At 44.5% G+C, this 20,937-nt stretch carries 15 protein-coding genes; 5 read left to right on the top strand and 10 right to left on the bottom strand.

Annotated features, from left to right (window positions below):
- Position 1 precedes the first annotated feature (1 nt).
- The 5 genes from RTR63_RS04945 to RTR63_RS04925 form a co-directional block, all read right to left on the bottom strand.
- Positions 2-910, bottom strand: coding sequence for an RDD family protein (locus RTR63_RS04945; RefSeq protein WP_312522999.1), 909 nt, complete (start codon positions 908-910; stop codon positions 2-4).
- A 41-nt stretch (positions 911-951) separates the two neighbouring features.
- Positions 952-3,480, bottom strand: a complete 2,529-nt coding sequence (locus tag RTR63_RS04940; RefSeq protein ID WP_312522997.1) for a hypothetical protein — start codon at positions 3,478-3,480, stop codon at positions 952-954.
- 3 nt (positions 3,481-3,483) lie between these two features.
- Positions 3,484-5,586 (bottom strand): PP2C family serine/threonine-protein phosphatase, encoded by a 2,103-nt coding sequence (locus RTR63_RS04935; RefSeq protein WP_312522995.1) that lies wholly within the window; start codon positions 5,584-5,586, stop codon positions 3,484-3,486.
- Positions 5,587-5,651: 65 nt separating this feature from the next.
- Positions 5,652-6,434: a vWA domain-containing protein gene (locus tag RTR63_RS04930; RefSeq protein ID WP_312522993.1), complete on the bottom strand. Its 783-nt coding sequence runs from the start codon at positions 6,432-6,434 to the stop codon at positions 5,652-5,654.
- Positions 6,435-6,725: 291 nt separating this feature from the next.
- On the bottom strand, positions 6,726-7,922 hold the full coding sequence (locus RTR63_RS04925) for an amino acid aminotransferase (protein WP_076776244.1): 1,197 nt from the start codon (positions 7,920-7,922) through the stop codon (positions 6,726-6,728).
- A 382-nt stretch (positions 7,923-8,304) separates the two neighbouring features.
- Here RTR63_RS04925 and RTR63_RS04920 point away from each other — a divergent pair, with 382 nt between their 5' ends.
- From RTR63_RS04920 to RTR63_RS04910, 3 genes are all read left to right on the top strand, one after another.
- Positions 8,305-8,886 carry a hypothetical protein gene (locus RTR63_RS04920; protein ID WP_159374729.1) on the top strand — a complete coding sequence of 194 codons (582 nt, stop codon included), beginning with the start codon at positions 8,305-8,307 and terminating at the stop codon, positions 8,884-8,886.
- Positions 8,887-9,077: 191 nt separating this feature from the next.
- Positions 9,078-10,334, top strand: coding sequence for a putative DNA modification/repair radical SAM protein (locus tag RTR63_RS04915; protein ID WP_312522988.1), 1,257 nt, complete (start codon positions 9,078-9,080; stop codon positions 10,332-10,334).
- 84 nt (positions 10,335-10,418) lie between these two features.
- Positions 10,419-11,234: a TIGR03915 family putative DNA repair protein gene (locus RTR63_RS04910; RefSeq protein WP_282849509.1), complete on the top strand. Its 816-nt coding sequence runs from the start codon at positions 10,419-10,421 to the stop codon at positions 11,232-11,234.
- 98 nt (positions 11,235-11,332) lie between these two features.
- On the opposite strand, the gene RTR63_RS04905 is transcribed toward RTR63_RS04910, so the two are convergent.
- Entirely contained in the window at positions 11,333-12,388 is a 1,056-nt protein-coding gene (locus RTR63_RS04905) for an RluA family pseudouridine synthase (RefSeq protein ID WP_312522985.1), read from the bottom strand.
- A 249-nt stretch (positions 12,389-12,637) separates the two neighbouring features.
- Here RTR63_RS04905 and RTR63_RS04900 point away from each other — a divergent pair, with 249 nt between their 5' ends.
- Both RTR63_RS04900 and RTR63_RS04895 read left to right on the top strand, forming a co-directional pair.
- The gene (locus RTR63_RS04900; protein WP_312522983.1) at positions 12,638-13,720 is read left to right on the top strand and encodes an outer membrane protein assembly factor BamD; all 1,083 of its coding nucleotides are present in this window, start codon (positions 12,638-12,640) and stop codon (positions 13,718-13,720) included.
- A gap of 87 nt (positions 13,721-13,807) precedes the next feature.
- Positions 13,808-16,018, top strand: a complete 2,211-nt coding sequence (locus RTR63_RS04895) for a DNA primase (RefSeq protein WP_095355419.1) — start codon at positions 13,808-13,810, stop codon at positions 16,016-16,018.
- A gap of 12 nt (positions 16,019-16,030) precedes the next feature.
- Here RTR63_RS04895 and RTR63_RS04890 read toward each other — a convergent pair whose 3' ends face one another.
- From RTR63_RS04890 to RTR63_RS04875, 4 genes are read right to left on the bottom strand one after another with little or no spacing between them, the layout of a single operon-like run.
- The gene (locus RTR63_RS04890; RefSeq protein ID WP_095355420.1) at positions 16,031-17,344 is read right to left on the bottom strand and encodes an ABC1 kinase family protein; all 1,314 of its coding nucleotides are present in this window, start codon (positions 17,342-17,344) and stop codon (positions 16,031-16,033) included.
- A gap of 13 nt (positions 17,345-17,357) precedes the next feature.
- Positions 17,358-18,152 (bottom strand): HesA/MoeB/ThiF family protein, encoded by a 795-nt coding sequence (locus RTR63_RS04885; protein ID WP_312522981.1) that lies wholly within the window; start codon positions 18,150-18,152, stop codon positions 17,358-17,360.
- A gap of 55 nt (positions 18,153-18,207) precedes the next feature.
- On the bottom strand, positions 18,208-19,062 hold the full coding sequence (prmC, locus tag RTR63_RS04880) for a peptide chain release factor N(5)-glutamine methyltransferase (protein ID WP_312522979.1): 855 nt from the start codon (positions 19,060-19,062) through the stop codon (positions 18,208-18,210).
- Positions 19,055-20,653, bottom strand: a complete 1,599-nt coding sequence (locus RTR63_RS04875; protein WP_138019297.1) for an AmpG family muropeptide MFS transporter — start codon at positions 20,651-20,653, stop codon at positions 19,055-19,057. The genes prmC and RTR63_RS04875 overlap by 8 nt, the downstream gene beginning before the upstream one ends.
- Positions 20,654-20,937 lie beyond the last annotated feature (284 nt).

Raw genomic sequence — 20,937 nt, 5'->3', positions numbered from 1 at the left:
ATTAATTGGGGTCATACAACACCACCGTGCGCGCGATTAAATCATGCAGCGTTTGTTTACGGGCGGTAAACCACATCAAAAAACCAAATGGCAATAAGATAAGTTTTAAGGTTTCGCGGATTAACGCATGGAAAAAATTAACCCGTTGACCCTGCATACCAAACACCCACATACCCATAATCACCTTGCCCACCGTTGCTTGTCGTCCCAAACAGGTCAATAACGTCATATAAAACAAATAAAATCCATACGCTATCAAGGCAAGCGTTTGATCGGTAAACCCACGAATGCCAAGCTGCGGTAAAATCTGCGGCAACAATAATTGATAAGCCAATCCCAATAATAAACTGACTAACGCTAAATCAAATAGATAAGCCAATGCACGGCGCACAAAACCTGCATACAGCATGGTATAAGCAGGCTTACGAGTCTGCAGCGCGGTCGAAGGCAGCTGATTGGTAGTGGGCGTTGGGTATTGGCTAGGGTAATGTGGCTGCACTGTGGGAGCGACATAAGGATTTGCGTAGTCAGTGGGTTGTGCGGGTGGATTTGACGCCTGAGCAATATCAGGCTGTTCATAGTTAATCTGTGGATAAATTGGTTGAGCAGGTTGCTGCATAGGTTGACTAGCCTGAACAGCTGGCATATCGGTCGGTTGATAATTGCCTGCAGATGGATTTGGCGTATAACTTTGCCAAGTAGAATTTTCGGGCTGGGTCAGCTGAGAGGTCTGAGGCGCGGTATAGGCACCGTCATGGGCATTATAGCCACTTGACTGTACAAAAGAATTTGCTTGCTGCGGCTGAGTATGATTATCAGATTGTTGCGCAAACTGACGACTGCCACAATTTGGGCACATAACCGCAGTTTTTGGTAATTTTTGACCACATTGTTGGCAGACAATAATCATAGATGTTTACTACCCTATTTTCATATTTTCAATTTGATAAACTAATTTGACGATCCAACCACCCAGTTGTATGGCGGCAAACACTCAGCGGGCACAGGATTGGCGCCGCTACTGTTTTGTTGGTCGATAATGGCTAACACTTTCTCGGCGATGGGTACCAATTCTGGATAGGTTTGCGGATAATTTAACATGTTTTGGCAACGTTTTTGTTGATCGTCCGTGGTATAAAACTGTGCCAATAAAGCCCCCACTGCGCCTTTGTCATCACCCGCTTGCAGTGCCATTGCCGCTGCCAATTCAATCATATAAGTATTGGGGTATTTGCTGCTATCACGCGGCGTTTGTAGCGCATAAAGCAAAAAAGATTTGCTATAAGGATAGTTATTTTTAAATAAATAATAAGCGAAATTTGCCGCATATTCGCCTTGGTTGGGATTGTATTTCACTGCTTGCGCTTGAAGATAAACGGCGGCTTTTGGGTCTTTTTTGCGCCAGTAATAGCTTTTTGCCGCTTCATTAAGTTGTTTGGCGAGCGTTTTATTCGTGGGCTGCTGTTTAAAATAGCCCATATCCGCGTTGCGAAAGGCTTCAAGCGAGTATTGCTTTGTCGCATTGATATCTTGGCTGTAACCGAGCTCCTGCAGCTGTTTGAGCGATGGCTCGGCAAACTCACCCACCTTGACTACGTTATCAAAAAACTCAGGGCTAATACCGAGCGTGTCTTGATACAGCTTGGCTACGCTAGTTTGCGATGAGGAAGAAAAAAAGCCATTTTGCGCTTTAAGCGCTTGCGTCATAGTGGCTTTTGCGGTCGGCAGCGATTTGATGATGGTAGTGTAACTATTTTGGCTTTTCGGTTTTTTTTGTGGATTGTCATCGCTACTTGCCGCTTTGGCATTATCGGACTGATTGGTAGTGGCGGATTGCGATGTTGTGGGTGTTGAGGCGGATTTTAACCTTGATACGCCATAGCCACCGATTGCCACTAGGGCAGCAATCATCGCTATCAGCCACCCTTTAGAGGGCTTTTTGACAGATACCTCACCGGTAGAAGTAGTATACGGTGGCGTAGTGGGTGTCGTCTCTGTAGTATCAGTGTGATGCGTGGGTGCTGTTCTCGCATCTGTCATTGTATCTAGCATCGTATCTGGCATCGCCATTGAATGAGTCGCCGGTGTTTGGGTCGCGTCATCGACTGCATCCCCTGCATTGACTACATTTGCATTGACTATATTGATGGGTTGGCTCGGTATGCCCCGGTGACTGTTAGCCTGAGTATTGAGCGATTGCTCAAGCCGACGATTATTTGCCAATGTCTCATCACCCATCAAACCGGCCAAAGCCGCGCTTGGCTGATGACTTGGGTGATTTGCGGCAGTGGACGCTACAGAAGCACGGGTGGGCGTGGTTTGCCAGACGCTGGTTGTCGCTGCAGCGATGATTGCGGGCACAGGTGTGACGGGCGTGGTTAACGGGTTATTGGGTACGGTTAAAAACAGACAGCGATGACAGGGTTTACCAACAAAATGAATGTGGCTAGCATCATTGGGATAATTTTCACACACTTTAAACTGGCGGTGGTGAACCAATCCGCGTAGATGGTTTTCCCACTCGGCAGCGCTTGGGCGATCAGTTGGATGGATGGATAAAAACGCTTTATCAAACATCGCACGGGTTTGGTCATCCCAACACACATGAATGCTGTTTTTTAGCGGGGCAATCTCTGGGTGTGGCTGCAAGCCATAAGCATATAGCCGCTCTTTGATAAATTGGTCGGTGTTGCGATGGGCAGCATTTTTTAATCGGTCTGAGACAGGGATAAAATAAAAAGGATGAATACCATTGTTTAAAATTTTAAACAGCTCAATCGCCAGTACAAAACGGTCGTGTTTTTCATCCAACAAACCAATATCTTTGTGTTCATGGTATTCAGGACTGGTCATTTCAGGTGATATGACAGGACTTGGATAAACGCTGCCATCACTGCCAGTAATACGGTAGCTATCACAGTCGATAAACCCAACGATAAAGCCTTTATAATCATCATCCATGCCCGTGCTTGGCTCTGGCATCAGGCGCATATTGGCTTCTTTAAAATCAATAAAGGCATGCCCATGACCATGTAAATCCGCCATCAAGGCGCTAATATTGGCACACAGCTGCACGCGATAATTGAGACTCTGCTGATACGCGGTCAGTTTTGCTGCCTCTCGTGGGTACATAAAAGGATTGAGCGATAACGACCTATCAAAATCCAGCTCTGGCATGGCATAGCCAATGAGCTCATCATGCTCGCCGACAATCAGATGTCTCACCCAAGCAAACTGGGTATATCCTACCCCATTAATCACTTCATAAATATGCTCAGGCGGACGCGCCATCATGGCTTGTAGTTTGGCAAGGCTGGGGTTTTTGGGGTCGGTGGGATTTTTAAAGATTTTTGCCACCAAATTGCCCGTGCCTAATAGATTACCAAGACGGTAGACAATGCCCATACCGCCAGAGCCGATCTCATGAGAGATAGGCAAATCAATGGTGATACGCTGATTGTTTGCAATTAAATACGGCATGGACTATCTCTTCAGATGGGCAGATGAGGTGGGTAAAGCGGTGCTAGCAGTGGCACTCATATGATTTACTGAGTCAGTAACACCCAGATAGTATAGCTGTATTTGCTGATTGCCGCTAGAATCGCTGACCGTGCTAGCAGGCAAACCCGTAACCGATGAGGCGGTAGCTGCGATATTGGTGGTAGAGCTAGTTAAAATTTCTGATAGCCCTTTGTCAAGCGTCAGACTATCCAAGATTTCCGTCTTTTTGCTTAACCCAGCTATTTGGCTCGTCATCGATTTGATAGGCAAGCTAATTTGGCAGTTGTAGTAATTCATGGTGGGCTGGATGGTGACCCCTAAACTTGTCAAATCATGGGTATCGGTAACTGGCAAACAGCTTGCTTTAGCGGCAAGTTTGACAGCATGATTGTTAAATTGGGAGTCGGTCAAAGTAGCCGCGCTCTCGGTATGTTGGTTTTGCATAGCTGTACTCGCTGCGCCACTGGCAACCGTTGGGTTTTTATTAGCGACCACCGTGGTAATAGTGGCGGATAATAAGGGCTGATTCACCCTATTTTTGTTTTCGTTTTTATTGTCGTTTTTAGTTTTAGCGCTGCTTGTTTGTTTGGATTTTTGCTCGATGACATCGAGAGACTGACCTTGCGGACTGGCTATTATTACCTTTAAGATGGGATCATCAATGGGATTGCCACTATCGGTAACCACTGCGGCTGTGCTCAAGTCAATGGCATAGGAATCATCCAGTGCGTGCGCGGTCAGTGGGGGCGTTATAGCCGAGGTAGGCGTTGTGCTTGCCACCGATGCTGCCGTATTGGCATTGTTGACAGTTTGCGTAGGTAGCAATCGATCTTTATTTATCCAGCCCAATATGCCTGTGCCAATGAGCATCGCTGCGCCAGCCATCATAGCAGTATTACGCCGCTGCCTGGTTGAGTCACTGACGGACTGTGAAGGGGGCAACACCTGTGACGTTGTGGCCGCTAAAGTTGCAGGGTCAGTTACAACATTGGCAGAGTGCGGATTTGGGTTGGGCGCTATGTTATTGATGTTACTGGAGCTTATGTTATTAAAGGCTACGTCATCAGGCGTGCTAGTGGCGCGGGTATTTTTATGATTGACAGCATCGGCATGCCAAACCGTGGGGTTGTTTGGTGCAGTCGCTATCGTGTCATTTTCTAGGGTGTCATTCGCTAGGGTTTTATTTTGCCCCTCAACCATCGGTTCAAGGCTTTGATAATGCTGTTGATTTTTTAGTAATACCACCAAGGATTTATCATCACCGGTTAATCGATAGGTGGCAGGGTTGCCAAGCGCCTGTTCAATAATCGCGCTGCCCTGCTGTAAGCTTTGACTTTGGGTCAAATTAAAAAGCAAGTTACCAAAAAAAGGGCGGTAAATTTTGGGCGTAACACTTGCGCCTTCAAATACCAAGTCCGCACAGCCATCTGACATTAGTGCAAGGCAATCCACTTGCGATAAATCAATGGGCTCAACCCTTAAAAAGGATTGCCAATTGTCTTGGGTGATAAAATGTGTCTCATTGACGTATTCATTCTTGCTATCATCCCCGTACACTTGCAAGTTGGTGAAATAATCAATGTGAGGATGGCGGACAACAAATTGGCTGGTGATGAGGGGACTATCACCGATTTGCACCAATATGGCTTGATGATTAGAATGGATGAGTAGCCCAGTAAAGGTGGTGTGATAATCCCTTAGGCTCGATTCAGCGGGCAGCTGCGACTGCAGGTCAAGGCGTATTTGTGATAATTGCTCGATAATTTGCTGTTTGACTTGCACTAAATCAAACGCAATGCCGCTGACACTGCGACTAACACCGAGACCCACACCGAGACTAAGCAGCATTTTTCCAATTGATTGACTAAAAAACGCTGCCCCTGCTTGGCTAAATTTTGCCGAGCCTGCCCCATCACATACCACAGCCGCTATACCGTGTTCGGTTTTTTGCAAATAGATACTGTCTTGATTGGGCAGGTTGCTGTCGATATGGGATTTACCAATACTGGATGCGCCATACACTTGCCAAGATGGTTGGACTGATGATTGCGATGATTGCGCGAACAAATCCGTGGTTTGGTTCATCATTATCCCCAATTTTTTTTAGGTTTTTTTATTATCATGAGCGTTGCAGGTGATTGTCTTTACCCTCAACTTTGAATGGTCGCCCACGGTGAGATACTCCCTAATTGCACGGTTTCTCCAGGCGCAGATTGTGAGACGGTCTTAAGACTCGCGGACAACCACACAAAAAATTCGACAAATTTAACGGAGTTGAGATGCACGGGCGGGGTTAAAATCGACAGTTGCTTGAGCATCTTAACTTCTTGCACGCCCGCATCAATGGCAATCGGATAAATAATACATTGATTATTTTGCTCGGCTTGGTGACATTGGTTGATAGCCGCCTGCCACACATCTTGGCTGTCGGTGGGTAGACCATCTGTCATGGCAATCACCCAAGGGCGGGTATAATTGATACCGTTGTCGCGCAGATTGATACGCTCTTGCTCAATCAAATTGAGCGCAAGTAACATACCTTGTCCGAGCGGCGTCATGCCATTTTCACGAAATTTAATGGGGAAAAAATCAATCGCATCTGTCCAGTCCATCATCAGCTCTGCAGTGTCATTGAGCCCGCCCACGATGACAATGGCTAAACGCACACGGTTGCGGGCTGTTTCATCTTTCATCAAATCATGATAAAACGCCTCAATCCCTTCATTGAGCATATCGATACGGCGTTTGTCACCATTGCCTGAGCGTATCGCCATTGAGCCTGACAAATCTAACACCAGAACGCACAGGGTACGCTGGGCAACGTTATTGCCGTAGTCGATTTCACGAAACTGGGGGGTGAGGGCTTGCGGGATGGATGGCGGCGTAGAATCAGTTGCGGTTTGAAAATTGGGTATGGGGTTGTGAGCGACCATAAAAGATATCCTATTTTTATAAAAATTATTGTAGTCGGTATCTCAGCAAAAGCCGATACGAAAAGCAAGGTTTTTTGTGGGAATTTAATTAACAACAGTCAAAAATATTTCTACAATCTTACCAGAAGGGCTTAAATACTCCCCCGCCCCCGTTAATCATAAGTCATACACCATCACTTATAAATCGTAAGCCATACGTCATAAAAAACCCCTAACACGCGGTTAAGGGTTTTGATTGTTTAATTATCTTAGTTTTTTAACAGGTTTATTTAATGAGCGCATTTAATAAGCTTAGTCTTTTAACACTTCTGCCATGGCATTGGCTACATAGTCGATATTGCTGGCGTTTAGACCGGCAACCGAGATACGACCATTAGCGACCATATAGATACCAAAATCTTTGATAATGCGCGCTACTTGCTCAGGGGTGAGACCAGTATAGCTAAACATACCGTTTTGCTTGGTGATATATTCAAAACTGCGACCGGGTAATTTGGCTTCTAAACTGTCACGCAGTTTTTGGCGCATGTCTTTGATACGATCGCGCATCACATACACTTCTTGTACCCATTCATTGAATAACGCTTCGTCATTCATCACGATATCAACCACGTGACCGCCGTGCGAAGGTGGGCTTGAGTAAATGCGGCGGATATTGAACTGCAATTGACCTTGTACCGCTTTGGCTTGTGCTTCGTCTTTACACACCACCGATAAACCGCCAACGCGTTCACCATACAGTGATAGATTTTTTGAGAATGAGTTACTGACAAAGAATAACAAGCCCATGTCCACTGCTTTGCGAATCGCATAGACATCTGCATCCATGTCTTCACCAAAGCCTTGATAGGCAATATCCATAAAGGCAAGCAAGTTTTTGGCTTTGACCACTTCAAGCACTTTATCCCATTGCGCTTGGGTCAAGTCAACGCCCGTTGGGTTATGACAACAGGGATGCAGCAACACCACATCATGGGCTTGCAAGGTGTTTAAAAAGGCAATGAGTTCATCAAATTTGATGCCATTGGTCGCTGCATCATAGTAGGGATATTTGCCCACCGCAAAACCAGACCCTTCAAAAATACCAATATGGTTCGCCCACGTTGGGTCAGACACATAGCATTTGGCTTGTGGAAACCAAGCATGAATAAAATCAGCCCCGACTTTGAGCGCGCCTGAACCACCGATGGTCGCTGTGGTTGCCACACGCTTATCTTTTAATACTTGTGCGTCTTTACCAAACAATAGGTTTTGGCAAGCGGCGCGATAACCTGGCAGACCGTCCATTGGTAGATATGGACGTGGTTTTGGTGGATTAGCGATTTGTGCTTCAGCTTTTTGCACACAGTTGAGGACGGGTAATTTACCGTCATTATCAAAATATACACCCACACCCAAATTAACTTTGTCGGCACGTGGGTCTTGTTTATGCTTGTCCATCAACCCCAAAATCGGGTCACCCGCATACGGTTCTACATGTGAAAACATGAATAGCTCCTACATTTAATTGATAAGTTTGACTGCTAAAAAATTTACGCTAACGTGGCATTGCCCAAATATTCAATGTCAACGGATAAGGATAAACCTTGTAACCCAATAAAACAACCGTCACGCCTATTTTTTTGCTGGTCTAAGCGCTTTAATTAGCAAAAATTCAAGCCTATCAAAGTGTCCTGTTCAATGGGTTAACCTACCCATGCAGTTACATTTTTTCACAGCAGCTATCGCATAAATTGCAAATTTTGCGTGTTATTTACATTTATAACTTATATTTCTATCAACAATATGCGCATAATAATTTCATCAATTCGGTGTATATTTTTGACCCCTATTTATTTTTTACCACTGTGTATTTTTGAGGAAACATAACATGATGATGACTGCTATAAAAAAATCCCAAATCGTTGCCGCGACTGTTGTGGTGATTGCCATGAGTGCCGTGGCAACGCCGAGTCATGCGCGCACCGTTAAAGCCGCCACCAAAAAAACAACAACAGTAACCACAACCCGCGTGGCGCCAAAAACCACAACGATTGTCAATCAACATAGCGATGGCACTAGCGATACAGTAATGGTTCGCCCCAATGGATTTACCATCGTTGACGGTATGCCATTTTACCCGACACAAATTGTCACCACGCCGACCTATCGCACTGTCTCTACCTCTACCTCTACCTCTACGCCTGTCGTCACTACCACAGCCCCTGTATTAACAACAGCGCCTATTACAACACTACCTAGTACCACTGTAGTATCAACATCGAATGTCAATACCACCACCCCAGTTACGGTACAAACAGGCTCAGGCGCGACAGTAACCGTGTCAAAACCTGCCACGGTGGTTTCTACTACCACGACAACCCCGGTATTGCTACCGGCATCAACGCCTGCGGTAGCGACAATGACCACCGTGCCTGTCACGACTGCACCGGCTATTATCGTTAATCCGTAATTCGTAATTTGTAATTTGTAGTCACTAATTAGTTAATCTACCAAAAGCAAGACGTCACATGTTGTCGTCTTGCTTTTTTTTAACCGTATTTTTAGCCGCTGATAAGGTAAAATACTCATCTTAAGTTTAATTTTGCAACCTATTTTTTATGTTTTTATCCTCTGATATATGAGATATGCAAGGTTTACGCGATGAATTATGAAAGATTGCAAGACAAATTATCCATCTTAGCCGATGCTGCCAAATATGATGTTTCCTGTTCATCAAGTGGCAGTAAACGTGACAATCATAACAAAGGACTCGGCACGGCTAACTCGGGTATTTGTCATAGCTTTACCGAAGATGGCCGCTGTGTTTCCCTTTTAAAAATACTGTTTACCAATCATTGTATCTACGATTGCGCGTATTGTACCTCAAGGCGCAGTCACGATACGCCGCGTGCAGCTTTTACTGTCGAAGAAGTGGTGGATTTGACCATGCAGTTTTATCGGCGCAACTATATTGAAGGTTTGTTTTTAAGCTCAGGGATTTTCAAATCGCCCGACTATACCATGGAGCGATTGGTTCGTGTCGCCAAAACCTTGCGCCTTGCGCACAAATTCAATGGCTATATTCATCTAAAAACCATCCCCGGTGCGTCTGCTGAACTGATGCAGGAAGCAGGGTTGTATGCCGATCGCTTAAGCGTCAATATGGAAATCCCCACCAAATCTGGCTTGGCATTGCTCGCACCTGAAAAAAACCATGACGATATGAAAGCGCCAATGAAAGTGGTGCAAGAACAAATCGTGGTGTTTAAAGACAGTAAAAAACAACACAAACATACCCCAAAATTTACCCCAGCGGGTCAAAGTACCCAGCTGATTGTGGGCGCAGCGCAAGAGACCGACTTACAAATCATCCGTTTATCGAGCCATTTTTATCAAGAATATGAGCTAAAACGGGTGTACTATTCAGGGTATGTGCCTATGCTCAGTGACAATCGCTTGCCCGCCATGGGCACCCCTGTGCCGATGGTGCGAGAAAATCGCTTGTACCAAGCGGATTGGTTAATGCGTTTTTATGGATTTGAAGCAGAAGAAATTCTACCCGATGACCATCCGTTTTTGGATTTGGACTGTGACCCCAAATTGGCTTGGGCGATTCGTAATAAGTCACATTTCCCCGTCAATATTCAGACCGCGCCTTACAAAATGATTGTGCGTATTCCTGGTATTGGCACCCGAACCGCCAAAAAAATTGTTCAGGCACGAAAATTTTCAACTTTGACGCTCGAACATCTCAAGCAAATGGGCGCTGCCGTGAACCGTGCCAAATACTTTATCGCACTCAAAGGTCGCAATGAGCATTTAAGTCATTTAACCCAGGATAACTTCCGCGATTATGTACTGGCGCAGACCCAAACCAAATTCAAAGCCGAACGGCATGGTCAATTGGCGTTGTTTTAGCATTATTATTTTAGACTTAATTTTTTAAAATCAATCTTTTAAAATTAAGGTTTTAAAGTCCACTGTGCAAAAGGTCAATCATTTATGGATTTAGTGACGGCTGAGACCCCCATTTTAATCTTTGATGGCAGCTTTGAAGGGTGGCTCACGTGTGTGTTCACCATTTATGAGAATGGTTGGCAGCACACCCCGATTGTGACCATTCAAGCCGAGCATGAAGTGGTGCCCAATTTTTGGCAAGACACTGTCACCGTCGCGACCGATGAAGCCAAAACTTTACGGGTGAGTGATAAATTAGCGCACGTCTTTGGCAAAAACGGTATGCGGCAACTGCTGTGGGGCTTTTTATCAGAATCGCCTACCGTGTATAGTCATCTGTTTGGGGTGGTACGGTTTCAATTGTCCAATCCCAACCTTGATGTGTGGGAGAATTATACCCATGCGGATGTGATGGCAGTGAGCAAGCTTATCAAAATGGTCGGGCGTGAGCGCCACCGTATGCAGGCGTTTGTGCGATTTGAACAAATGCAAATGCCAGACACTGAAAAACCGGTATATTTTGCGCGCGTTGAGCCCGATTTTAATGTATTACCCATTTTGCATCAGCATTTTAAAGAACGCTATGCCGATCAAACTTGGGCGATATATGATGTCAAACGCGGGTTTGGTATTTATTACGCTCACGATGATCCCAGCGAACAAGTCCATATCATCTTTGATGTAGATGATGAAGCGCTACTGCATCCGCAGCAATTTTATAGCAAGGCAGAACAACAATACCAAACGCTTTGGCAAAAATATTTTACCCATGTGACCATCAAAGAGCGGTTAAATCGCAAGCTGCATATTCAGTATTTGCCAAAACGCTATTGGAAATATTTGACGGAAAAAATGGGTTAGGTTAATAGCGGGGCGTACCCTAATCGCTCACTAACACGCCTCAATAACGCCTCAGTAATCTAATAAAAGTAATATTACGGTAAAAAATTATGGGTTTGCTAGGGCTTTAGGGTGTCGAGTAATTTTTGCATGTCTTCGGGCAGGCGTGCTTGCACTTTAATAGTCTCGCCTGTTTTTGGGTGGATAAAGCCAAGCTCATAAGCATGTAGCGCCTGACGCTGGAACTGTTGCACGATGTGTTTTTGGTCGTCATCCAAGGTTTTTAGCAATATTGCATTTTTACGAGCAGCGCCATAGAGCGGATCTCCGAGCAATGGAAAACCCAAATTTGATAAGTGTACGCGGATTTGGTGGGTACGCCCTGTTTCAAGACGGACACTGACCAATGAGACAGCGTCGCTTATCGCCGTGATTTTCTCAAGATGGGTGACAGCGGGTTTGCCACTACCCACCACCGCCATTTTGGTGCGCTGGGTCGGATGGCGACCAATGGGTGCATCAATGGTGCGATGGCGGGCAAGCTCAGCGGCGGAAGCCAACACAATTGCTTGGTAAAGCCGGTACACGGATTTGTCTTTAAGCTGATTAATTAGATGCAGCTGGCTTTGACTGTCTTTAGCAATCACCATTAAACCCGATGTTTCTTTATCAATGCGATGTACCAATCCTGCTCTAGGTAGCGTGCGGCTGTCAGGATAATGAAAAAGCAGCGCGTTGACCAGCGTACCTGACCCATTGCCCGCGCCAGGATGGACGACCAAGCCTACGGGCTTATTGATGACCAGCACCGCCTCATCTTCATACAAGATATCAAGTGGGATATTCTCAGGCAAATCTTGCTGTTGAGCGGTCAAACTCGCTTTAAGCACCAACATATCATTGGGCTTAAGACGATATTTGGGTTTTTGCGCTGCGCCGTTTACGGTTAATTCGCCTGACTCAAGCCAATGTTTAATTTGCTCACGCGAATAGTCGCTAAACACCAAGGCAGCAATTTTATCAATGCGCTCCCCTATTTGCTCAGAGTTGACTGTATAATTTTGGACAATTTGATGACTGCCAGCATCGTGGGTCTGCAGATCCTGATGGCTTGGGTGTGGTTGTGACAGGTTTTCCCATTCTTCTTCGAGTTGATTGGTATTGTTTTGAGTCATAGATTCAGTTATAGATTCAATGTTTGATTCGATTGGATTTAAGTTGATCGGATGTGAGGCGATTGGCGTGGTCATAAACAGTTCAGACTTAGGGTATAGGGATTTTCAAAATTAATATGTGCGGATAGGTCACAAAGTATAACGTTTCGTGATAGACTTAGTGAAATTTTTAATACAATATTTTGCATTCAGTTTTGAACAATAAGTATTATGATGGGCAAATATTTTTGCAATAGATTTGAGGTTCGTATGCATCATCTTTCCAAAGTTGTGGGTCTCACCGCAATTACTCTGGCTTTGACCACTTTATCTGGCTGTCAAACGCTAAAAAATTCAAAATTGTTTGGTGGCAAAGACGAAGTCGTCGCGACCAAAGCTGAAAAAAGCGAACAAGGCTACTACCAAGCAGCGTCTGACAACATCAAAAAAGGCAACCTTGCCAAAGCGATTAGCCAGTTAAACGATTTACGGACTTTCTATCCTGTGGGTGATTACAGCGAGCAAGCGTTACTTGACTTGATGTATGCGCAGTACCAACATGGTGACTATTTGGATGCGATTGCCAGTGCTGATCGTTTTATCCAGTCTTACCCATCGAACCCGCAAGTTGACTATGCGTACTATGTTCGCGGCATCTCAAATATGCAGGCAGCCTCAGGCGGCGTAATGAAATACACCAAACTTAATCCTGCACACCGTGATATGGGCTATTCGCGCATTGCCTTTAATAACTTTCAGCAACTGATTAATCGCTTTCCCAATAGTGCCTATGCCCCAGACGCTGCGCTACGTATGCGTTATATTTATAACCAATTGGCAGAAAGTGAGATGGATGTAGCGCGCTGGTATATTAAACGCAAAGCCTATGTGGCAGCCGCCAACCGTGCTAAATGGGTATTTCAGTACTATCCACAAAGCGAAGCGATTCCAGAGTCTATTGCAACCATCGCCTATAGCTATGACAAACTGGGAATGACAGATACCGCCAACCAATATAAACAACTACTTCGTATCAACTACCCTGCGCTGATTGATGCGCGTGGCAACGTCAAACTTGATAATACCCGTACCGGTTCAAACTGGTTAAATAAAGCCACATTGGGCGTGCTGGGTCAAAGCTCACAAAATGCTGCTGTTCAAGGGCTAGCTCAGCAGTCGGGGCAATACTCAGGCAATACCAAGCCGCAAGTGATTCAGACCTCAATTCAGCAAGCTGCGGCAATGCGCCTGCCAAGTCCGGCTACCACGGCAAATGATGAAACACCGACAAGACCACGTGAGACTACAATTGGTTTGGGTCTGCCACCTGACAATACCAGTCAAGTCAAATAATCTATAAACCCTGTTAACATTAGCTAGGTTTATCCTAGCTATTTTTTTTCAATCAGCTAATTTTTAACTGGAAATGCGCTTTTTACCATGAGTAACAATGCCATCATTGATCAAATCATTGCCAATGCTGATATCGTCAAGATTATTGGCAAGCATGTGGAGCTCAAACGTTCGGGCAATGAATTCAAAGGCTGTTGCCCTTTTCATGGAGAAAAAACGCCCTCATTTTTTGTCAATCCGCAAAAGGGGCTATATAACTGTTTTGGCTGTGGTGTCGCCGGCAATGCGCTCACCTTTTTAAAAGAGTACGAAAACCTCACCGCGGGTGAAGCGCTCAAAGAATTGTCCCGTCAAACGGGGATTGAACTGCCCAAAGAACCTGTCAACAAATCACATACCTATAAAAAAACACCCATTCAGCCCAAACCTGCTGTATCGCAAGCAAGGGCATCCTCTCATCAAAATCTAGCTCAAAGTCCCGCTCAAGCCCTCTCTGACTCAGATGTTGCCGAGCGTCCGTCTATTGACGATGCAGAGGCTTTATGGATAGACGCTTTTGATGATTTTCAAACGTCTGATAACTTAGATACGAGCTTTATCCCTTTTGGCGAGTATGATGACGCAAGCGTTGGCGGATTTTCACCCTTTGATGACATGGGAAATAACAGCCCGCAGGATAGTTCATCAAGTTTATACGACTTACTCACCCAAATCTGCCAGTTTTATCAAAATCAATTACAGCAAAATAGCTTTGCCCAACATTATTTGCTCAAACGTGGACTGACGCCGCACACTATCGAAGAATTTGCCTTGGGTTTTGCCCCAAACGGTTGGCAACATCTTGAAGAAGCCTTCCCCCAAGACATCGAAGGTTTAAAAATCTTGGGATTGGTGCGCACTTCGCAAAATGGGCGTGATTTTGATTTGCTGCGCAATCGGGTGATTTTTCCCATCCGCGACCAACAAGGACGGGTGATCGGCTTTGCCGGTCGCACCATGTCTGATGATGAGCAGCCCAAGTATATCAACTCTTCAGATTCACCTGTATTTCATAAGCAAGCCGTGTTATATGGTCTTTTTGAAGGCCGCAAGGCCAAAGCCAAAGACTGGCTGGTGGTTGAAGGTTATATGGATGTCATAAGCCTTCATCAAGCGGGCGTGTATGGCGCAGTTGCCTCCATGGGAACAGCATTGGCGCAATCACAAATCGAAAGATTACTGCAATTTAATCCCATACTTACTTTAAGTTTTGATGGTGATAGTGCAGGACAAAAAGCCGCTTGGCGTGCCATGGAAGTGGGATTGCCTGCGCTCACTGATGGCAAGGAATTGCACTTTTTGACACTGCCAGATAATCATGACCCTGATAGCTATGTCAAAGCGCATGGTTTGTTAGCGATGCAGCAACAAATCGCCCAAGCCGTTCCCCTATCAGCCTATTTGTACTCAAGTCTGACGCGTCAATATCCTACCAATACCCCTGAAAACCGCAGCAAAATTTTGCAGCAGCTCTCGGCGCTGACCCAAAAACTGCCAAAAGGCAGTTATGGCTGGTTGCTGCGTGAAGACATCAAGAACAAAATGGGATTGGGGCGAAAAAACCAAGCACGGCAAGCGCAAGATGCCCTGCTCAATTTTGATAGCGAATTGACGGTACAACTGCATCTGCAGCTGTGTTTTTTGTTTCAGCCAGAGCTGTTAGGCAGTCTGGAAAATAACCGCATTAGCCAATCTGTCATCCGCGATATTTATCAGCGAAGCGAAGCGGCTAATGTTTTTAAACCGAGACCCCCATCTACCAAACCAACAGCCCCGATTCGATTGGACGAAAATTCAACTGGTGAAACTGATGGCATCACTCATGCCATGGATACACCCTGCAAAAACTATGATGAAAGCTGCTGTCTGACTTGGCAAGCCATTGCCGATGAAGAATTATTGAAGTTGATTACTTGGATTCAAACCATTCAATCAAGATTGCAGGATTTTGATAACCCAAAATGGTCAACTTACGATCGAATCAATGCCAAAGCACATTTTATACTGGCGGGCTTGACCTCAGAGCAGCAAAACAAACTTATCAAACATTGGGCGCGGTTTTTTAAGGAACTTAGTCAGCGCAATATTGATGATATCTCAGACCTGGTGACAGAGTTGGTGGTTCAACTGATGTTAGAAAGCCTACAGCGCGAACAAAAAACCCTAAAAGCAGACTTAAAGGCGCTGAGCCTATGTATCAAACACCACCAAGCGATTTTAACTTGGCTTAGAACATGGCTACAGCGCAAAGAGGATTAATTCATCGCGTGTTTATGCCATTTTAATCCGCGCATCATGAAACATATCCATTTCAGGGGCAAGTACTTTCATAAAGCGGTCAAAATATAACAGTTGCTTGGTCAGTAGCGCAAAATCTCTTGGGAAGTGAATACCATGGCGTTTACCGACTTCCACCATTTCAAGCAACATTTGATTGATTTCATCAGTATGATCTTTCAAGCGGTTTGGCATGGTTTGGTCAATGGTTTTTCCCATAAACAAACTATCATCTGCCAAGATTTTTTTCATCACTGATTCAAGATCTTGGGCAAGGACATCGACATTGACTTGCTCTCGCGCATGGGTCATATCCATTTCAACCATATAATGCGCCATGCCCCGATAGTCTTCTTTAGCAAAACTATCCATCATCCCCATACTGGCTTGCCACGCTTTGGGTTCAAGTTTGCCTACAATCCCAAAATCAATAAAGCCAATACGACCATCGGTCAACAACATCAAATTACCTGCATGCAAATCGGCATGAAAACTATTGCACAGCATCAAGCTAGAAAACCACGTGTTTAAAGTATCTGTCATCACCTGTGCGGGGTATTTGCAGTATTGACGCATGGCGGCATCATCAATCATCGACACCCCAAAGAACCGGGTCATGACAAGTACTTTTTTGGTACTGATATCATGATAAACATCGGGCGCGACTACTTTATGATTGTCAGTTTTTTTCAAAAAATCTTGGAAATCATCAATGTTTTTGGCTTCTTGTAAGAAGTCCGTTTCTGCTGCCATGCGCAAACGGATTTCATCAATAATGGGTGAAATACTGGCAAATTTTAGCGACGGTGCGATACTATCAATCAGTTTAGTCAACCCAACCATCATGCCTAAATCGGTTTGAATGATGGTATCTACTTCAGGTTTTTGCACTTTTAACACCACATTATCGCCATTTTTTAAAATAGCACTGTGAACTTGGGCGATGGATGCAGACGCTAACGGTTTGACCTCAATACTTTGAAAAATATCTTCCAATGTCTGCCCATCTTTTTCCAGTTCCTCTCTTAAGACACCTTCAATATAGCTATAAGGCATGGGCGTGGTTTGATCCAGACAGCCTTGAAATACTGTCACATATTCGCGGGGAAAGATGGACGGGGTACTGGCAATAAACTGACCGATTTTGATATAGGTAGTACCCAACTCTTCAAAGCTTTGGCGCAGCAGCGTTGGGGTCATTTTTTCACCTTGGGTGATGCGCAGCCCTGCTTTGCCAGCCACGGTTGCCGTCTTCCCGACCCGCTGAATGACATTTAAGGATTTTTTCAAAAAGTGATTTTTTTGCATGATTAACTCTAGTTTACATTACGTCTGTGATAGCCGATGGTTGGCTACAAATCTCGCAGTTCGCGTCTTTACGATAGTGAAGTTTTTTAAGATTCATGGTTTTACCGTTCCATAGCAATAACGTTTGCGCTATAGGATTGATACCGAGTCCCAAAAAACTTAAAGCCGCTTGGGCTTGAAGGTTGCCGATAATTTGGGTAGTACTGGCAAGCACGCCGCTAGTGGCACACGTTTGCTCATCATCTCCTGCCCCTTGAAATAAGCAATGATAGCAACCCTGCTGTGGCGTAAATAATGCCAGTTGCCCGGTTTGCGCAATGGCAGAGGCTGATAATAGTGACAAATTTGACTTGACAGCGATGGTATTAATGAGGTCTCGTGCTTTGAAGTTATCTGTGCAATCACAGATTAATTTGCTTAGGCTATTTATTTTCGCTTGTTCAACCATTTGTTGATAATTATCGGCTGTTAAACGTGCTTGTATGGCGATAACATCACAAAATGCATTGATTTCATGTAATTTAGCTTTGGCTACCAGCGCTTTAGATTGACTGATATCGTTAGGGGTAAACAACGACTGCCGCTGCAGATTGCTCTCATCAATCGTATCATCGTCAATAATAAGCATTTTGCCAATGCCAGCACGGCACAAGGTCTCTGCAAGTGGGCAACCCAGCCCGCCCATCCCAATAATAATCGCACAGCTATTTTTTAGCCGCGTTTGTGCTTCTATATCCCACCCTTCTAGCAATATTTGGCGGGCATAGCGTAGCATTTCTGCATCGGTTAATTCTGTTTGCTCGAACATAGTAGTTAAATTTCACATATTTACTTAGGCTATTTTAGCCCATTAATTTAGTACACTAATTTAGTACACCTAGCGTTACTCGTTCATTGTCGCCATAGTCTTTGACGGTGATTACATCGCCAAAGCCATTTGACAAAAATACGTCCCTAACCTGTTCACCCTGATCATACCCATGTTCAATTGCTAATAACCCATGAGGCTGTAAAAATTGTGGCGCAGTTTTGACAATATGACAGATATCCGCCATACCCTTATTATCCGCGATTAGCGCGCTAATAGGCTCATCGGTTAAGCCTGCCAAGTGGGGATCGTTGGGATCGATATAAGGTGGATTAGATACGATGATATCAAATTTATTGCTTTCATCTGCATTAACTGTCATAAAGGGTTCATACCAACTGCCTTCAAAAAACGCGATATTATTAACCCCTAGTCTTTTAGCATTTTGTGCTGCTACCTTTAGCGCCTCAGGCGACTTATCCACTGCGCTAACGGATGAATTTTCAAATTCGTCCGCCAGCGTGATGGCAATACAACCTGACCCCGTGCCTAAATCCAAAATATTCATTGGTTTGCTTAGGCTATTTTTATGATGATTAAGCACTGCTTCTATCAACCTTTCGGTATCAGGACGCGGTATTAAAGTATGCTGGTTGACTAAAAACTCATGCTGCCAAAAACTTTGTTTACCTAGCACATAAGCGAATGGTTTACCGGCCATCAACTCATCTAGCGCAGCAAAATATTGAGTGGCTATCTCTGCAGTTACCATTTCGCTATCATGGGTAATAAGATAAGTCTGCCCTACATGAAGATACTCACCCAGCAACTGTTTGCGGATGTGTTTTTCAACCCTGCTTGGTACAGCCAATAATGATTGAATGGTGTAAGATGACATTGGGTTATTCATGGGTGATGTTATCGCCTCTTGTCGCATCTTGGCTCATCACATGCTTATCTACCATATAAATCAAAAACAGCACAGGCACCCCAATCAATGCGGTAAAAGTGAAAAAAGCAGGATACCCCATGGTTTCTACCATCGCACCTGAGTAGCCACCCAAAATTTTTGGTGTTAACGTCATCAATGAACTAAGCAGTGCATACTGTACCATGCTAAAGCGAATATTGGTCAATACCGATAAAAAGGCGACAAAGATGGCACTTGCTAGACCTGATGCGAGGTTATCAAACATCACCGCTGAGTACATGTAAAAAAAATCATGTCCCTTGCCCGCCAAAATCACAAACAATAAATTACTGGCTGACGCTAAAATAGCACCAATCAACATAGCATTCATGATTTTAAAACGCTCAGCAAGCAAACCGCCTAGAATACCGCCTACAATTGACATTCCCATCCCAAAGGTTTTGACCGCCAAGGCGATATCGGTTTTGCTAAAGCCTAAATTAACATAAAACAAGTTTGACGTCGTACCTGCCACAATATCTGAAATACGATACAAGCCTATCAATAAAATCAGCCATACGGCTTTTTTCCCGTAACGAATGAAAAAGTCTTGAATCGGCGCGACCCACATGTCAACCGCGACTTGCTTTTTGATGATTTTGGCTTTTAATAACACTAACGCGGTGCCAATGGCGATAACCACAGCGCCAATAAATTTAATGCTCTCATAAACAAAGCCCAAAAATTTTGACTCAGTCTCTGGAAGCACATGACCGATGACAATAAAACTGGCAATCAGCGCAATCACTGAAATTAAAAATAGTAAAAACAGTTGAAAATAATCCGACATCGGGCGTTCATGCTGCTCACGGGTGACGGTGGGTTCTTTAATCAAAAGGGTGGTGACAACCCCTATTAGCATCAAGGATGCCATAATATAATAGGTTTGTTGCCAAGCAGCGTAGTTGTAAGTGGCTTTGGTCGAGCCAAAATATTCTGCCAAGAACAGCGCTCCCGCCCCTGCGACAATCAGACCGATTCGGTAGCCTGCCATAAACATACCAGAGAGTACGGGCTGCATAGATTTTTCAGCAATTTCAATGCGATAAGCATCAATCACAATGTCTTGTGTCGCCGCTGAAAAACCTAACAACACGGCAAAAAATGCCATGTAATCAAGTACAACATCACTGGTGGGATTGAAACTACCAAGCATAAAAATTGCAAAGGCAACCACAATTTGTGCCACAACTAGCCAACTACGGCGTTGGCCTAGCATTTTGGTTAACAGTGGAATCGGCACGGCATTGACGAGGGGCGACCAAACAAACTTAAACGAGTACCCCAGCATCGCCCAACTAAACATGGTGATAATTTTGATATCAAACCCTGCTTCTTTGAGCCAAATTGACAAACTAGAAAATATCAATAGATAAGGCAACCCTGAAGAAAAACCCAATAGCAACATCACCCAAGCGCGCTTGTCCATATAGGCTTTGATGGCTTCGCCCCAAGACTTTTTTGTGCCTGTTGAGCTTTCGCTGGGTAGCGCCGCTTGGTCGTTTGACACAGGTTGTTTTGATATTTGCATGTTACCTCTCACTGATCACGCACGATTTACCACAAAACTTCATTAAAATCTTGCTATTGTAGCGGTTTTCTAGGTGTAGACAAACTAAAATTATTATAGATGTCTGAAACGTTGATATCTGAAACAAGGTGGCAATACAACTGAATCAATAACTGAGTCAATGTCTGTATACTTGTCACATTAATCAATTCCTTAAATTTTAGGCCTATTAAATAGGCCTGACTTAAGCAGCTAGGTTTTGAACCTGCTATTTTATGGTAATATGCTATACTTGACACCCTGCG

Source organism: Moraxella sp. CTOTU47724 (genome assembly GCF_032014955.1).
Taxonomy (GTDB): domain Bacteria; phylum Pseudomonadota; class Gammaproteobacteria; order Pseudomonadales; family Moraxellaceae; genus Faucicola; species Faucicola tetraodonis.
This window is presented reverse-complemented; position numbering and strand designations above follow the sequence as displayed.

Coding starts and splice junctions, on each gene's coding strand:
- RTR63_RS04945 (WP_312522999.1), bottom strand. CDS start 910: ATGATTATTGTCTGCCAACAATGTGGTCAAAAATTACCAAAAACTGCG.
- RTR63_RS04940 (WP_312522997.1), bottom strand. CDS start 3,480: ATGCCGTATTTAATTGCAAACAATCAGCGTATCACCATTGATTTGCCT.
- RTR63_RS04935 (WP_312522995.1), bottom strand. CDS start 5,586: ATGAACCAAACCACGGATTTGTTCGCGCAATCATCGCAATCATCAGTC.
- RTR63_RS04930 (WP_312522993.1), bottom strand. CDS start 6,434: ATGGTCGCTCACAACCCCATACCCAATTTTCAAACCGCAACTGATTCT.
- RTR63_RS04925 (WP_076776244.1), bottom strand. CDS start 7,922: ATGTTTTCACATGTAGAACCGTATGCGGGTGACCCGATTTTGGGGTTG.
- RTR63_RS04920 (WP_159374729.1), top strand. CDS start 8,305: ATGATGATGACTGCTATAAAAAAATCCCAAATCGTTGCCGCGACTGTT.
- RTR63_RS04915 (WP_312522988.1), top strand. CDS start 9,078: ATGAATTATGAAAGATTGCAAGACAAATTATCCATCTTAGCCGATGCT.
- RTR63_RS04910 (WP_282849509.1), top strand. CDS start 10,419: ATGGATTTAGTGACGGCTGAGACCCCCATTTTAATCTTTGATGGCAGC.
- RTR63_RS04905 (WP_312522985.1), bottom strand. CDS start 12,388: ATGACTCAAAACAATACCAATCAACTCGAAGAAGAATGGGAAAACCTG.
- RTR63_RS04900 (WP_312522983.1), top strand. CDS start 12,638: ATGCATCATCTTTCCAAAGTTGTGGGTCTCACCGCAATTACTCTGGCT.
- RTR63_RS04895 (WP_095355419.1), top strand. CDS start 13,808: ATGAGTAACAATGCCATCATTGATCAAATCATTGCCAATGCTGATATC.
- RTR63_RS04890 (WP_095355420.1), bottom strand. CDS start 17,344: ATGCAAAAAAATCACTTTTTGAAAAAATCCTTAAATGTCATTCAGCGG.
- RTR63_RS04885 (WP_312522981.1), bottom strand. CDS start 18,152: ATGTTCGAGCAAACAGAATTAACCGATGCAGAAATGCTACGCTATGCC.
- prmC (WP_312522979.1), bottom strand. CDS start 19,062: ATGAATAACCCAATGTCATCTTACACCATTCAATCATTATTGGCTGTA.
- RTR63_RS04875 (WP_138019297.1), bottom strand. CDS start 20,653: ATGCAAATATCAAAACAACCTGTGTCAAACGACCAAGCGGCGCTACCC.